Annotated in this window: 11 protein-coding genes; 5 read left to right on the forward strand and 6 right to left on the reverse strand. The window is 73.1% G+C overall.

The window, feature by feature from the left end; genetic code table 11:
- The first annotated feature begins 162 nt into the window (after positions 1-162).
- Complete coding sequence (locus AB0N81_RS05830) at positions 163-984, forward strand: EI24 domain-containing protein (RefSeq protein ID WP_365356007.1); 822 nt, start codon at positions 163-165, stop codon at positions 982-984.
- On the opposite strand, the gene AB0N81_RS05835 is transcribed toward AB0N81_RS05830, so the two are convergent.
- The 3 genes from AB0N81_RS05835 to AB0N81_RS05845 form a co-directional block, all read right to left on the reverse strand.
- Complete coding sequence (locus AB0N81_RS05835; protein WP_365356009.1) at positions 942-2,213, reverse strand: pyroglutamyl peptidase; 1,272 nt, start codon at positions 2,211-2,213, stop codon at positions 942-944. The genes AB0N81_RS05830 and AB0N81_RS05835 overlap by 43 nt on opposite strands.
- 737 nt (positions 2,214-2,950) lie before the next feature.
- Positions 2,951-3,841 (reverse strand): aminoglycoside phosphotransferase family protein, encoded by an 891-nt coding sequence (locus AB0N81_RS05840; protein ID WP_365356376.1) that lies wholly within the window; start codon positions 3,839-3,841, stop codon positions 2,951-2,953.
- 83 nt (positions 3,842-3,924) lie between these two features.
- Positions 3,925-6,789, reverse strand: coding sequence for a beta-L-arabinofuranosidase domain-containing protein (locus AB0N81_RS05845; RefSeq protein WP_365356011.1), 2,865 nt, complete (start codon positions 6,787-6,789; stop codon positions 3,925-3,927).
- 177 nt (positions 6,790-6,966) lie between these two features.
- Here AB0N81_RS05845 and AB0N81_RS05850 point away from each other — a divergent pair, with 177 nt between their 5' ends.
- Positions 6,967-7,551, forward strand: coding sequence for an ABATE domain-containing protein (locus AB0N81_RS05850; RefSeq protein ID WP_365356377.1), 585 nt, complete (start codon positions 6,967-6,969; stop codon positions 7,549-7,551).
- Here the strand turns inward: AB0N81_RS05850 and AB0N81_RS05855 are convergent.
- On the reverse strand, positions 7,518-8,738 hold the full coding sequence (locus AB0N81_RS05855) for a LysR substrate-binding domain-containing protein (protein ID WP_365356012.1): 1,221 nt from the start codon (positions 8,736-8,738) through the stop codon (positions 7,518-7,520). The genes AB0N81_RS05850 and AB0N81_RS05855 overlap by 34 nt on opposite strands.
- A 58-nt stretch (positions 8,739-8,796) precedes the next feature.
- Between AB0N81_RS05855 and AB0N81_RS05860 the strand changes: the two genes are divergently transcribed.
- The gene (locus tag AB0N81_RS05860) at positions 8,797-9,615 is read left to right on the forward strand and encodes an NAD(P)-dependent oxidoreductase (protein WP_365356013.1); all 819 of its coding nucleotides are present in this window, start codon (positions 8,797-8,799) and stop codon (positions 9,613-9,615) included.
- A gap of 79 nt (positions 9,616-9,694) precedes the next feature.
- The gene (locus AB0N81_RS05865; protein ID WP_365356014.1) at positions 9,695-10,108 is read left to right on the forward strand and encodes a RidA family protein; all 414 of its coding nucleotides are present in this window, start codon (positions 9,695-9,697) and stop codon (positions 10,106-10,108) included.
- Here the strand turns inward: AB0N81_RS05865 and AB0N81_RS05870 are convergent.
- Positions 10,013-10,648, reverse strand: a complete 636-nt coding sequence (locus AB0N81_RS05870) for a TetR/AcrR family transcriptional regulator (protein ID WP_365356016.1) — start codon at positions 10,646-10,648, stop codon at positions 10,013-10,015. The genes AB0N81_RS05865 and AB0N81_RS05870 overlap by 96 nt on opposite strands.
- Before the next feature lie 179 nt (positions 10,649-10,827).
- Here AB0N81_RS05870 and AB0N81_RS05875 point away from each other — a divergent pair, with 179 nt between their 5' ends.
- The gene (locus AB0N81_RS05875; protein WP_365356018.1) at positions 10,828-13,287 is read left to right on the forward strand and encodes a glycoside hydrolase family 3 C-terminal domain-containing protein; all 2,460 of its coding nucleotides are present in this window, start codon (positions 10,828-10,830) and stop codon (positions 13,285-13,287) included.
- Between the two features lie 12 nt (positions 13,288-13,299).
- On the opposite strand, the gene AB0N81_RS05880 is transcribed toward AB0N81_RS05875, so the two are convergent.
- On the reverse strand, positions 13,300-14,286 hold the full coding sequence (locus AB0N81_RS05880; protein ID WP_365356019.1) for an aldose epimerase family protein: 987 nt from the start codon (positions 14,284-14,286) through the stop codon (positions 13,300-13,302).
- Positions 14,287-14,292: the final 6 nt, after the last annotated feature.

Consider the following 14,292-nt stretch of genomic DNA (forward strand, 5'->3'; position numbering starts at 1 on the left):
GAGATCGATAAGCGAGGTCTTACCGGTTCAACTCCCGTTCAACAAGAGGGCCTTGTTCAGGGCCTTGTTCACGGCCTTGGTCAGGGCCTTGTTCCCCAGCTGTGACAGTCCTGCGGAACACTGCGCGCAAACCCCCGCCCACCTGCGGCTAAGGTGTGCCGCATGCGCGATCTGGGTGTGGGCTTCGGCTACTTGATGAAGGGGCAGCGCTGGGTCGCCCAGCACGGCAAGCAGTACGGATGGGGGCTGCTGCCCGGCCTCATCACGCTCGTCCTCTACGCGGCCGCACTCGTGTCGCTCGCCCTGTGGGGCAATGATCTCGTCGGCTGGGCAACGCCGTTCGCCGACGACTGGTCATCGCCGTGGTCCGGACTCTTCCGCGGTTTCCTGACGGCCCTGCTCTTCGCGCTCGCGCTGCTGCTGTCCGTCCTCACCTTCACCGCGGTGACGCTGCTCATCGGGGAACCGTTCTACGAGAAGCTGTCCGAGCAGGTCGACATCTCCGAGTGCGGCCACGCCCCCGAGTCGGGGCTGCCGCTCTGGCGGGAGCTGTGGATCTCGGCGAGGGACAGCCTGCGGATCGTCGTGCGCGCGCTCTGCTGGGGCGTGCTGCTCTTCGCCCTCGGCTTCATCCCGGTCGTCGGCCAGACCGTCGTCCCGGTCATCGGCTTCTGCGTCACCGGCTTCTTCCTCGTCGAGGAGCTCACCGCGGTCGCCATGCAGCGGCGCGGTGTCGGACTCCGCGACCGTCTCGCCCTGTTGCGCTCCCGCAAGCAGCTCGCCTGGGGCTTCGGGACGCCGCTCGCCGTCGTCTTCCTCGTGCCGTTCGTCGCGGTGTTCCTGATGCCGGGCGCGGTCGCGGGCGCGACGCTGATGACGCGGGATCTGCTGGGCGAGAACGGGTCGGGGGGCGACGGCGCGGGCGGCGCTTCCGCGGCGGGTCAGGACGACGACACGGCCACCCCGAGGATGCCCCGCACCTGAGCGATGATGTCCAGCCGGTTCCGTACGAACTCGGGATCGGTGACGGCACCCGTCGCCGGGTCGGTGTTCCCCGCGCCGAACTGCAGGACAGGCGTGTGCACATGGCCGCCGGGCAGGCTGTCGCGCAGGCCGAGCCGGTCCCGCAGGAGCGTCGCGCGGTACGCGATCTCGTTCGACAGGTAGTCCCCGCCGCCGCCCGCGCGCGCCGTCGACCCCGCGGTGGGCCCGTCCGGACGGACCACGGGCTCGGTGCCGCCCGCCGGTATCTCGGTCACCGACGTGTTGTCGTACACCGGGAAACGGCCCGTCTTCGCGGCCACGATCTCCTTGTACGGGAGGGTCGTCGACGTCCACTGGGGCTGCGTCGCGGGATCGCGCACCGGGACGGTCCCGGTGCGCGACAGGTTCTCGTTGTCGGCGAACCCGCCGCGCCAGGCGCCGTTGGTCCGCTCGATGTCGAAGCGGCCCACGCGGCCCTGGCTGATGGTGGTGAAGAGGTCGACGCGCGGTAGATACGGGCGGAGCGCCCGCTCCACGGCGCCGTCCGCGAAGTCCTCCCAGCGGACCGGGAAGACCACCGCCTCGACGCGCGCGGGCCCGTCCGGGGTCCGGATCGTCGTACCGTCCAGGGCGAGCGCGGCGGCGCCCGACGGATTGCTGATCCGGACGTCACGGTCGAGGGTGAACGGATCGAAGCCGGTGACGAGGACGCGCTTGGTGTGCTTTCCGGTGGAGTGGCGGACGGTGTCCTGCCCGCGTGAGCTCCGCTCCAACCGGTCTTCCAGCTCGGCCCGCTGCCCCTCACTGAGCCGGAACCGGGTGGGCTCCCACTGCCGCAGCTCCCGCGTCATCCCGAGCCGCGCCCAGTAAAGCGGGCGGTCGTCGTCCTTGCTGAGGCCCGCCGTCCGTTCCTTGCCCTTGCCCTTGCCCTGCGCCCGGTCGACCGCCCGCCGCCACAGCGACTGTCCTTCGCGTACGACCGTCCGTCGGGCCTGGTCGTAGGAGTGGGCCCTGCCCAGTGCCGCGGCAAACTCCGGCGCCACCGAGTCGAATCCGCTGCGTCGCAGGATCTCCTGGGGGGCGGCGCGGTCGAGCCGGGCCTCTTCGGTGGTGGGGGCGGTCCGTCCCGCGGATGCGGGGGTGGCGGACGCGGGGGTCGGGGTGGCGGTTAGTCCGGTCAGCAGGGCGGCGACGCCGAGGGCGCCGAAAGTGCCGAAACGTGAGAGCACGCGAGTCCTTCCGTGACGGGTGAGGTGGCGGAAGTATCGCGGGGCGTGTGGGGCGGGCGCTACGGGGCCTTGCGTGCCAGGCGGACGCGGGCCGCCGCCGCGAGGAGCACGCAGCCGGCCGCGCCGACCACCAGGTCGGTCCAGCCCGGCCTCCTGGTCTGGCCGTACGGCCAGGACACGGGGGAACTCCACCCCTCCCTGGGCCCGTCCGGGGCGGGTCTCGCCTTCCGCCCGTCTGTGGGGCGGGGCCGCGGGGGTATGTACGTACTCGCTATCCCTTCGCCACGCCTCAAGTCCAAAGACGCCAATGTTTCCTCGGTGCTCCGTGCGCACATACCCCCACGTCCCCTCGGGCCGCGTTTGCGGCTGCGGCCCGGTGGAGGGCCACCCCTCTACTGCTCCTACCCCGGCAGGGCGTAGCGGGGAACACCCCACCCGCCCGCCCCTACTCCCGCGGGGCGTCGCGGGGCAAACGGGTGGGTGGGTGGGATACATCCGCCGCGAAGCGGCGGGCTTGGTGCTCCTACCCCGGCAGGGCGTAGCGGGGAACATCCCACCCACCCGCCCCTACTCCCGCGGGACGTCGCGGGGCAAACGGGTGGGTGGGTGGGATACATCCGCCGCGAAGCGGCGGGCTTGGTGCTCCTACCCCGGGGGGGCGTCGCGGGGGGCACCCCACCCACCCGCCCCTACTCCCGCGGGACGTCGCGGGGAACACCCCCACCGCCCACCCCAACTCAGGGGGACTCCGTCAGGCGGGTCATGACCCGGTGCGCGGTGTTCGCCATCACCGGGTTCGTCTCCCGGTAGTACGCGAGTTCGGTAGCGGCGATAGTTAGGGCCCAGCCCCGTCCGCGCGCCCACATGGCGTCGTCGACGGCCGGGCCGAGCGCGGCGCGGAAGGCGTGGCGGCCCTCGGCGTCCATCAGGTACCACGCGGCGATCAGGTCGACCGCGGGATCGGCCGTGCCCGTGCAGCCGAAGTCGATGACTGCGCTGAGGCGGCCGCCGTCGACCAGGACGTTGCCCGGTTGCAGATCCCCGTGCACCCACACGCCGGGTCCCTCCCACGCCGGGGCGCGCACAGCGGCCTCCCACACGGCGGTCACGGCCCGCTCGTCGACGAGCCCGCCCAGGCCGGCGATCACCTCACGGGTGTGGGTGTCGCGCCCGGCGAGCGGATCGCCGCGGTAGGCGACGGGCGCCCCGGCCGGGTCCATGTCGCGCAGGGCGGTCACGAACTCCGCGACGTCCTTGGCGAACAGGGTGGACAGGGCGGGCTCCGCGACGGGTTCGCCGGGGTCCGGATTCGTGCCGTCCAGCCAGCGGTACACGGACCACGCGTACGGGTAGCCCTCGCCGGGGCGGCCCTTCCCGAGCGGCACCGGTACGGCGACGGGCAGCGCGGGCCCGAGCCGGGGCAGCCACAGCTGCTCCCGCTCCACATCCTCGGCCGCGCCCGCGACCCGCGGCAGCCGCACCACCATGTCCGCGCCGAGCCGGTACATGGCGTTGGACGTACCGGCGGAGTCGACACGCTCCACGCGCAGCCCGCCCCACGCGGGGAACTGGACGCCGACCAGCCGCCGCACCAGCCCCTCGTCGATGTCGGCCTCGTCGGCGTGCATCTTCCCGCTGCTCACATGTCCCCCTCGGCTGACCGGTCCGGCCCCGAATGGAAGCGGTCGAGCGGGGTGCGGGTCAAACCGTTTCAGTCCACATAGGTCGCCCGTCGGGCCGTCCCGATCACCGCGGTCCGGTCGGCCGGGCTCAGCAGTCCGCCGGTCACGTACTCCTTCGTCGTCGTCTGTACGTGCGCGACCAGCGCGCCCTTGTCGCGGAACGGCGCGGCGGACCAGACCTCGTCGAGCAGGGTGCGGCCGTCGGGGCGGGCGGGGTTGGCGACGCCGGAGTCCAGGCCGCCGAAGACCACACGGGGCTCGTGCCGCCGGAAGTAGACGTGGGTCGGGTCCTCGGTCCCCTCGGCGAAGGGGCCGAACGCGATGCCGTCGAGGGTGGGGTGGAGCGGCTTGCCCGGCACGGGGGTGAAGGTGGGCAGCAGATCGCCGGAGAGGGCGGCGTTGCGGTAGAGGCCGAGGCGGAGCAGGTCCTTGCGGGCGTCGCGCGCCGCCAGTGCGACCGGACCGTAGAAGAGAGTTTGGACGTGAGGGTCGTCGGGGGCCGGTTCGGTGCGCAGACGGAAGGGGACCGAGACGCGCACGGTGTCGCCGTCCCGCCAGGTGCGGGCGACGGAGAAGTAACCGCCGGGGCGTGAATCGCCTTGTACCGTACGGCCGTTGAGCTTGACTGTGAAGCCGCCGGCCGACCAGGAGGGCACCCGCAGTCGCAGGTCGAAGTCGGCGGCGCGGCCGTGCACGGTGAGCGTGGTGCCCTGCTCGTAGGGGTAGCCGGTGGTCTGCGTGACGGTGACGCCGTGCTCGGCCCAGGTCAGTTTCGATGGCATGTGGAGGTTGACGTAGAGGGCGCCGCGGCTGCCGTCGGCCGCCGCCTTCGCGAAGTACACCGAGTCCTGGTACTTGGTGGCGCTCTCCATCCCCGTGCCCTCGCAGCAGGTGGTGCCCGCCTTGGGGGTGTAGTCGCGCACATGCCCGGGCGCGAGCCCGATGAAGTACGTGACCAGGGGCTTCTCCGCGTCGGCGGTGTCCTGCTTGGAGCCGAGGATCTGGTTGTGGAGGGTGCGCTCGTAGTAGTCCATGTACTGCGGCCGCTGCTCGTGGAAGAACAGCATCCGGCTGAGCTTGAGCATGTTGTACGCGCAGCAGGTCTCGGCGTTGACGTCGCCGAGGGTGCTCGCGACGGCGCCCCGCTCGCCCCAGAACTCGCGGTCGCTGGTGCCGCCGATGGCGTACATGCGGGGCGGCACGACCATCTCCCAGAAGTTGCGGGCCGCGTCGAGGTAGCGGCGCTCGCCCGTCTCGTCGTACAGCCGCAGCAGTCCCGTGAAGATCGGTATGTGCTGGTTGGCGTGCAGGCCGCTGAGCACGTCCTTGCCCGCGGCGCAGCTGTCGATCAGCTTGTCGAGGTCGAACAGGCGGGCCAGGGCGAGGTGTCGCGGGTTGCCGCTGAGCGCGTGGAGGTCGCAGACCGCCTCGACGATGCCGCCGAACTCGCCACTGGAGAAGAGCGCCCACATCCGCTGGAGGGTGGCCCTTGGCAGCGCGGAGAGACGGGAGTGCATCCAGTCGCACATGCCCTCGGCGAGGTCGAGCGCGCGGGCGTCACCGGTGGCGAGGTGCGCGTCGAGCAGCCCGCGCAGGATCTTGTGGGCGGTGTAGTACGGCGCCCACACCACCGTGTAGTCGCTGCTGGTCATCGACTCCAGGGCGATGAACTGCGTCTCCGGGTACGCCGCGAGGAACCCGGGGTGGCTCGGCCCGCCCCAGGTGCGCCGCAGTGTGGCGTGGCGGGCGCGGCCGGAGGAGTCGGCGAAGGTCCCGCCGGTGGTCTCGTCGAAGGTGTACGCGGCCAGGTTCCCGGCTCCGGCGGTGGTCCCGGCGGCGGGGCGCTGTCGCAGTTCGGCGATCGCGGCCGGGGCGAGGGCCCTGTCCCACAGGTGGACCTCGTCGAAGGCGCCCGCGAAGACGGGGTCGCCGGCGTAGTGCGAGCGGCCGAGCCAGTGGTCGCGCAGGGTGCCGAGAGCGGCGGGAGACAGGGACATCGCGGTGTTCCTCGCGACCTCGACGCCGTCCACGTAGAGGATGCCCGTGCCGTCGGCGAGGGTCACGGCGAGGTGGCTCCACTCGCCGACGGGCAGCGCGGCCTTGCCGTCCAGGGCCTGCTCGCCGCCCGCGCCCGACGTGGTGATCGCGAAACGGGGGTGTCCCTTCGCGTTACGCGCCGCCAGATACAGGTAGCGGGTCGTGTCGTCGCCGAAGTCGAGGACGCGCGCCCAGTCGTCGGCGTGCTCGGGCCTGACCCAGGCGGCGAACGTGAACTTCGCGGCGCCGCCGAGGACATCGCGGGGCAGGTCGACGTACCGGTAGGAGCCGCGCACGTTCGACGCGGCGGTGGAGCCGGGGAAGCGGCCCGGGACGCCGAGCACGGCCGGATCGCCGCGCAGCGCCTCGCGCACGTCGTGCAGCGCGCCGACCATGGTGCGGATCTTCTCCGCGTACGTCTTGTCGCCCGTACCGGCGTACGCCTGGGCGAGCATGCTGAGGAAGTGCCCGGTGAAGTGGCCGCGCAGGTTGCCGTTGGCCTCGCCGTCCAGGCCCTCCCAGCCGCCGGGGGCGACCGCGCCGCCCGTGTCGAGCCCGGCGTTCGCGCGGAAGACCTGGACGAGGCGGTTCTCGTCGTAGCCGCGTGCGAAGTCGAGCATGAGCCGGCGCTTGTCGGCGAAGACGCCCGCGCCGAGGGTGACGTCGCCGAGCCCGAAGGGCCGTACGGTCCAGGTGGCGGGGATGGCGGGGATGGCGGGGGCTGTGGCGGCGCGGGCTGTGGCGGCGCCCTTCGCGGGTCGGTCACCGGCCCTCGCCGCCGTCCCGGGGGTGAGGGCCGCCACGGCGCCCAGGAACGCGGCGCCGAGGACGGTTCGTCTGGCGGGGCCGGATGCCATGCGGGACCTCACTTCTGTTCGATATATCGAATGGAGTTCGGGAAGTCGACCAGAAGATAGGTTCGGGGCCTCGACACGTCAATGGGTCTCGCTGATCGCGGCCATTTCTCATGGAAACGGACAAGCCGTACCATGAGAGGCATGGAAGAGTCCGCGACCACTGAGCCCGAGCCCGTGATGGAAGAGCTCCCCCTGCCGCCCGCGCAGGGAGAGGGTGAGCGCCTCTCCCTCGCTCTCGTCAACAGTGCGATCGCCCTGCCCGGCGGGCACACGGTCGATCGGCTGGGCACACCGGCGCAGACCAACCACTGGCTGACGGAGCGCGGGCTCGCCCCCGTCGACGTCGGCATGCGGGACATGTGCGCGTCGCAGCTGCGCTCGCTGCGCGAACAGATCAGGTCGCTGTTCGCCTCCCGTGCGGCGGGGCTCCCCGCCCTTCCCGCGGCCGTCGCCGCCATCAATGACGCGATGACGCGCGTCTCCACGGCCCCGCTGCTGCAGTGGGACGAGAAGGACGGCCCCTACCGCGTCGCCCCGCACCCCACCACCCAGGTCGTCGACCACGCCCTGGCCACCCTCGCCGCCGACGCGGCCGACCTCCTCACGTCCCCCGACGCCGAACGCCTCACCGCCTGCGGCTCCCCGCCCTGCAACCGCTACCTGCTCCGGCAGGGCCGCCGCCACTGGTGCTCCACCCGCTGCGGCGACCGCGCCCGCGCAGCCCGCGCCTACGCCCGCCGCACCCGCCCCGCCACAACGTGACGCCCCAGCCCCCGCGCCGCCCCCCGCAGCGCCGTCAAGAACGGGCGCGTGGCCGGTGCGGGGGCGTGGTCCCGGGGTGTCGCGGCGTACACCGTGCGTGGCGGTGCCCCCTCGTCTCGTAGCGGCACCAGGGTGATGTCCCTGCGTACGCCCTCCGCCGCGAGTGCGGGGACGAGGGTGATGCCGAGGCCCGCTGCCACGTACCCCTGTTTCGCCGTCCACTCGGCGACGGCGTGTGCGACGCGGGGGCGGAAGCCGTGGCGGAGGGCCGGTTCCAGGAGGGAGCCCTCGACGCGGGGGCTGCCGGAGATCCAGTCCTCCGCGGCGAGCTGGGGAAGCCTCAGCTCCGGCGAGGCCGCGAGCGCGTGCCCCGCGGGCAGTGCGACGTACAGCGTCTCGTCGAGCAGATGGTGCAACTCGTACGCCTCGCCGGTCAGCGTGCTGCCTGTTGTCGGCGTCACCGTCTCGCCGGTCAGTGTGCCGCCCGTCGTCGGCATCACCGCGTCGCCGGGTAGCGTGTCGCCCGTAGTCGACACCACCGTCGCGCCGGTCAGTGTGCCGCCCGTCGTTGGCATCACCGCGTCGCCGGGTAGCGTGCCGCCCGTAGTCGACACCACCGTCTCGCCGGTCAGCGTGCCCCCCGTCGTCGGCACCACCGCCCCGCCGGTCAGCGCGCCCCCCGTCGTCGACACCACCGCCACGTCGAGCTCGCCCTCCGTGAGTCGGGACAGGAGCGTGGGCGTCAGGCCCTCCTCGCGGGTGAGGGTCACGCCGGGGTGACGCGCGCGGAACGTCGCGATCGCCCGCGGTACGAGCCCCGCGTCCGCCGTCGCGAACGCCCCGACCCGCAGCAGCCCGCCCTCCGCGTCCCGGAGCGCCGCCAACTCCCGCCCCATGGTGCGTAGTCGGGACAGCACGTCCTGCGCGTGCGGCAGCAAGGCCCGGCCGTGCGCCGTGGGACGTACCCCGCGCGGCAGCCGGTCGAAGAGCGGCGCCCCGCCGAGCGCCGCCTCCAGCGCCGCGATCTGCCGCGACACGGCGGACTGCGTCCACCCCAGTTCCCGCGCCGCCACCGTGAACGACCCGTGCCGGGCCACCTCCAGGAAGGTCCGGAGCCAGACCGTCGAAAGGTCCGGGGGAGCGGTGGCGAGGTGGTCCGCCAAGGGTGCGGTATGCGGGGTCGGCATGGCTCGCATGCTAGACATTCGCTTGTCGCATCCCGTGGCCGGGCCTAGCGTCGGGCCCATGGAGAAGATCGCATTCCTCGGCCTCGGTCACATGGGCGAGCCGATGGCCCGTCAGTTGCTGGCAGCAGGCCACCCGTTGGTCGTATGGAACCGCACACGGGAGAAGACGGCCGTCCTCGTCGCCGAGGGCGCGACCGCCGCCGCGGGCCCCGCCGAAGCCGTGCGCGAGGCCGACGTGGTCATCACGATGCTCGCCGGTCCCGATGCCGTGCGCGAGGTCGGCGACCTCGTCACTCCCGTCCTGCGCCCCGGAGTCCACTGGGTCGAGATGTCGACCGTAGGGCCGGATGTGGTGCGGGAGTTGGCGGGCCGTGTCCCGGACGGCGTCACCCTCGTCGACGCCCCTGTCATGGGCAGCACCGACAAGGCCGCCGCAGGCCGGCTCGGCATCCTCGCGGGCGGCGACGCGGCGGGCGTCGAGCACATCCTCGCCCGCTTCGGTCCGGTCACCCGCACCGGCCCCCTCGGCTCCGGCGCCGCGCTCAAGCTCGTCGTCAACACCGCCGTCATCGGCGGGGTCGCCCTGGTCGCCGAGGCGATGAAGCTGGCCGACACGCTGGGCGTGGCCGAGAGCGCCGCCAGGGAAGCCCTCGCCGCGGGCCCGCTAGGCGGCGCCGTCGCCCGCGCCTTCGCGACCGACGTGCACTTCGCCGGCGATCTCGCCGTCAAGGACATCGCCCTCGCGACGAACGCGGTGCGGCTCCCGGTCATGGAGGCGGTGGCGGGTCACTTCGAGGCGGCCGCCGCCGACCCGGACGTCGGCCACGAGGACATCGCGCGGGCCGCCGCCCACATCCGCACCCGGCGCGACACCTGACGCGCCCCGCCGCCCCGCCGCCCCGCCGCCCCGCCGCTCCGGCACCGAACCCCTGCCCTTCCGAACAGGAGCACTCACCGTGCAGATCACCATCGACAACCCCGCCGCAGGACCCCAGCCCTTCGGCCCCTATTCACAGGTCGCCCGCGTCGAACACGCCGACGGCGGCGTCCTGCTGTACGTCTCGGGGCAGTGCGCCGAGGGTGACGGCATGGCCGCCCAGACCCGGGGGATCTTCGAGGGCCTGAAGCTCCTGCTCCGAGCTCACGGCGCGGGACTGGACGACATCATCAACATCCGTACGTTCCTGACGGACATGGACGGCTTCGCCGACTACGCGTCGGTGCGCAAGGAGTTCCTCACCGGGACCCCGCCCACCAGCACGACCGTCGCCGTGTCACGCCTCGTCCCGCCGCTGGCGCTGGTCGAGGTCGAGGTCGTGGCCGCCGTCGGCGGCGCCCGGGGCCCCGTCGCCGGAACCCCCGTCCAGTAGCCGCAGGAAGTCCCTGAACGCCCCCGGCATGTCCACCGCGTCGGGGGCGAGCAGCCACTGGTACTGCAGTCCGTCCATCACGGCCACCATCAGGGGCGCGGCGGCCTCCGGAGTGAGCCCGCCGGGCAGCCGGTCGCCGTACTCGGCGCGCAGCACCGCCGCGAAGTTCCCGCGAACCGCCTCGTAGCGCCCCGTGAAGAACGCGCGGGCGGGGTGCCCGTCCGTGACGCTCTCGCCGAGGAGGGCGGAGAAGGTCTGCACGATGCCGGGGCGCATCGCGTTGTACTCGACCAGCGAGCCGAGCAGATCGAGCCGCCACTCGCCGCGCGGCACCGCGTCCCACTGGTCGCGGGCCTCCAGGACGGCGAGCAGCAGGGCCTCCTTGGTGGGGAAGTGGTGCAGCAGCCCCTGCTGGGTGAGTCCCACCCGCTCGGCGACCGCCCCGAGGCTCGCGCCCCGGTAGCCCCGCTCGGCGATGACCTCGAACGCCGCCCGGAGGATCTCCGCGCGCCGCTCCTCGCTCCTGGCCCTGGCCGCCATGGCCCGCACCCCTTCCGTACGTCCTTGCCCGAGGACCGTACGACATGTTTGCGTAACGGCAAGATAACAAAACCTACCGCTCTACAGGTGTCCGATGCACGATGGAGGGACCGACAGGCCGACAGGGACCGACAGGGACCGACAGGGACCGACAGGGACCGACACGAGGAGGCGCCGACATGGCGGGAATCCGGCCCACCGACCAGGACCAGGCACGTGAGGCCGCCGTCGAGGCCGCCCTCGGCACACTCGACCTCGACGCCAAGGCCCGCCTCCTCGGCGGCCGCACCATGTGGGCCCTGCACGCCCTGCCCGAGATCGGCCTGGCGTCCCTCGTCATGTCCGACGGCCCGATCGGCGTGCGCGGCATCCGCTGGACCGCCGACGACCCGTCCGTCGCGCTGCCGTCCCCGACCGCCCTCGCCGCCACCTGGGACCAGGACCTGGCCCGCCGCGCAGGCGTCCTGCTCGCCCAGGAGGCCCGCCGCAAGGGCGTGCACGTCCTCCTCGCCCCGACCGTCAACCTCCACCGCTCCCCGCTCGGCGGCCGCCACTTCGAGGCGTACAGCGAGGACCCGTATCTGACGGGCGTCATCGGCACCGGCTACGTGCGGGGCGTGCAGTCCGGCGGGGTCGGCACGACCGTCAAGCACTTCGTCGCCAACGACGCCGAGACCGACCGCTTCACCGTCGACAACAAGGTGCCCCCGCGCGCCCTGCGCGAGCTGTACCTGGCCCCCTTCGAGGCCATCGTCGCGGGCGCCCACCCGTGGGGCATCATGACCGCGTACAACCAGGTCCACGGCGTGACGATGACCGAGCACCGGTACCTCGTCAACGAAGTCCTGCGCGGCGAATGGGGTTTCGACGGCTACAACGTCTCCGACTGGATGGCCGCCCGCTCCACCACCGGCGCCGCCCTGGGCGGCCTCGACGTCGCCATGCCGGGCCCGAGGACCGTCTACGGCGAACCACTCGCCGCCGCCGTCCGCGCGGGCGAGGTCACGGAGGACACCGTCGACGACGCCGTCCGCAACGTCCTGCGCCTCGCCGCCCGCGTCGGCGTCCTCGAAGGCGCCGAACCGGTCGTCGCTCCGGGGGACCTGCCCGCCGAGACCGACGGCGAGGCCCTGGCCCGCGAGATCGCCCACCGCTCCTTCGTCCTCGTGCGCAACGAGAACCGGACCCTCCCGCTGAGCGGCACCACAGGCGCGGGCACCGTCGCCCTCATCGGCGCCGCCGCCCGCGACGCCCGCGTCCTCGGCGGCGGCTCCGCCACCGTCTTCCCCGCCCGCATCGTCTCCCCGCTCGACGGCCTGACCGCCGCCCTGCCCGAGGGAGCCCTCTCGTACGCGGTCGGCGCCGACCCCAGCGACGAACTCGCCCCCGCCGGACAGGGGTTCCAGCTCCGCGCGATCTGCCGCGACGCCACGGGAGCCGTCCTCGGCGAGGGCAGCCTCCCCTCCGGCCACGTCCAGTGGATCGGCGACGACCTGCCCGAGGGCGTCACCCACGAGAGCCTCGCCCGCGTCGACGTCGTCGGCACCTTCACCCCGCGCGAGAGCGGCGAGCACGCCTTCGGCACGAGCGGCATCGGCGCGTTCGCCCTCACCGTCGGCGGCAAGACCCTGTACGACGGCGTCCAGGAGACGGGCTCGGCCTCCGACCCCTTCGAGGCGTTCTTCGGCTCACCGGTCGAGCGCGGCAAGGTGACGCTCACCGCGGGCGAACCCGTCGAGATTGCCCTGCGACACCCGCTCGACAAGAAGGCCGCGGCGCCGCTTCAGGGCGTCGTGTTCTCCCTCGTCCACCTCGGCCCGCGCCGTGACCCCGACGAACTGATCACCGAGGCCGTCGAGGCGGCCCGCGCCGCGGACACCGCCGTCGTGGTCGTCGGCACCACCGAACGCGTCGAGTCCGAGGGCTTCGACCGCCGCGACCTGAGGCTGCCGGGCCGCCAGGACGACCTGGTCCGCGCCGTGGCCGCCGCCAACCCGAGGACCGTGGTCGTCGTCAACTCCGGCTCCCCGGTGGAGCTTCCGTGGCGCGACGACGTCGCGGCCGTCCTGCTCGGCTGGTTCCCCGGCCAGGAAGGCGGCGCCGCCCTCGCCGATGTGCTGCTCGGCGCCGAGGAGCCCGGCGGCCGGCTCCCCACCACCTGGGGCGACCTCGCGTCCGCCCCCGTCACCGCAGTCACGCCCCGGGACGGTGAACTCCCGTACGCCGAGGGCGTGTTCATCGGCTACCGCGCCTGGGAGAAGGCAGGAGCCACCCCCTCCTACGCTTTCGGGCACGGTCTCGGCTACACCGACTGGACGTACGAGTCGCTGACCGTCGAAGGCGCGACGGCCACGGTCCGCGTCCGCAACTCCGGCGACCGCGCGGGCCGCGAGGTCGTCCAGATCTACCTGGCCCCCTCCGCCGCGGACCCGGACCGTCCGGCCCAGTGGCTCGCCGGGTTCGCGGGCGCCGAGGCGGCACCGGGCGAGAGCGTCGAGGTGAGCGTGGAACTCCCGCGCAGGGCCTTCGAGACCTGGGACGAGGGCGCGAACTCCTGGACGTACCGCACCGGTTCGTACGAGGTGCGGGCCGGACGCTCGGTGGCCGACCGCCGCCTGACCGAGACGCTCATCGTCTGAGGCGGCGCCCCGTCACCACGAGAAGCCGTACACCGTCTCCGACCGGTACACCCCGTCCGGCCGCAGCACCGTGGAGGGGAACCGCGGCCGGTTCGGGGAGTCCGGGAAGTGCTGAGTCTCCAGCGCGATCCCGCCACCGGGCGCGAACGGCAGGTCCGGCGCGAAGTGGTCCGCCGTGTAGAGCTGGAGCCCCGGCTCCGTCGTCGAGACGGTCAGCACCCGGCCGGAGCCGGGGTCGCTCAGCGCGGCCACCTCGACCGGCCCGGCCGTGACCCCCTTGTCCAGCACGTAGTTGTGGTCGTACCCGGGCCCGGCCCCGCGCGTCTCGCGGAAGTCGAACCGCGTCCCCGCCACGTCCTCGTACTCCCCGGTGGGAATCCCGCCGCCGTCCACCGGGGTGAGGCGGGAGGCGTCGATCCGCACCCGGTGCCCGAGCGCGCTGCCCGCCCCCGCGCCCGCCAGGTTCCAGTACGTGTGGTTGGTGAGGTTCACGACGGTCGGCGCGTCGGTCGTCGCCTCGTACGCGATCCGCAGCGCCCCCGACCCGTCCAGCGTGTACGTCGCCGAGACCGCGAGCCTGCCGGGATAGCCCTCCTCGCCGTCGGGGGAGACCCGCGAGAGCCGCACCCCGTACTCACCCACGGCCTCCGCGTCCCACACCTGCTTGTCGAAGCCGCGCCCGCCGCCGTGCAGCGCGTTGGGCCCGTTGTTCCGCGCGAGGGAGTAGGTGTGCCCGTCGAGGACGAAGGAGGCACCGGCGATCCGGTTCGCGTACCGTCCCACCAGCGCCCCGAAGTACGGCCCCGGGTGTCCCAGATAGCCGTCGAGCCCCTCGAACCCCAGCGCCACCGGCGCCACGCGCCCCGACCGGTCGGGGACTTCCACCGACTGCACGATCCCGCCGTACGCCAGGACGCGCACCCGCACCCCGGCCCTCTCCAGGGTCCAGCGGTGGACAGGGCTGCCGTCGGGAAGCGTCCCGAAGAGTTCACTGCGCATGATCGA

It is taken from the genome of Streptomyces sp. NPDC093510 (assembly GCF_040683555.1).
GTDB lineage: Bacteria > Actinomycetota > Actinomycetes > Streptomycetales > Streptomycetaceae > Streptomyces.

Bases quoted from the DNA above. Each gene is read 5' to 3' on its own strand.
- AB0N81_RS05875 (WP_365356018.1), top strand. From the start codon at position 10,828: ATGGCGGGAATCCGGCCCACCGACCAGGACCAGGCACGTGAGGCCGCC.
- AB0N81_RS05870 (WP_365356016.1), bottom strand. From the start codon at position 10,648: ATGGCGGCCAGGGCCAGGAGCGAGGAGCGGCGCGCGGAGATCCTCCGG.
- AB0N81_RS05840 (WP_365356376.1), bottom strand. From the start codon at position 3,841: ATGCACGCCGACGAGGCCGACATCGACGAGGGGCTGGTGCGGCGGCTG.
- AB0N81_RS05850 (WP_365356377.1), top strand. From the start codon at position 6,967: ATGGAAGAGCTCCCCCTGCCGCCCGCGCAGGGAGAGGGTGAGCGCCTC.
- AB0N81_RS05845 (WP_365356011.1), bottom strand. From the start codon at position 6,789: ATGGCATCCGGCCCCGCCAGACGAACCGTCCTCGGCGCCGCGTTCCTG.
- AB0N81_RS05860 (WP_365356013.1), top strand. From the start codon at position 8,797: ATGGAGAAGATCGCATTCCTCGGCCTCGGTCACATGGGCGAGCCGATG.
- AB0N81_RS05855 (WP_365356012.1), bottom strand. From the start codon at position 8,738: ATGCCGACCCCGCATACCGCACCCTTGGCGGACCACCTCGCCACCGCT.
- AB0N81_RS05830 (WP_365356007.1), top strand. From the start codon at position 163: ATGCGCGATCTGGGTGTGGGCTTCGGCTACTTGATGAAGGGGCAGCGC.
- AB0N81_RS05880 (WP_365356019.1), bottom strand. From the start codon at position 14,286: ATGCGCAGTGAACTCTTCGGGACGCTTCCCGACGGCAGCCCTGTCCAC.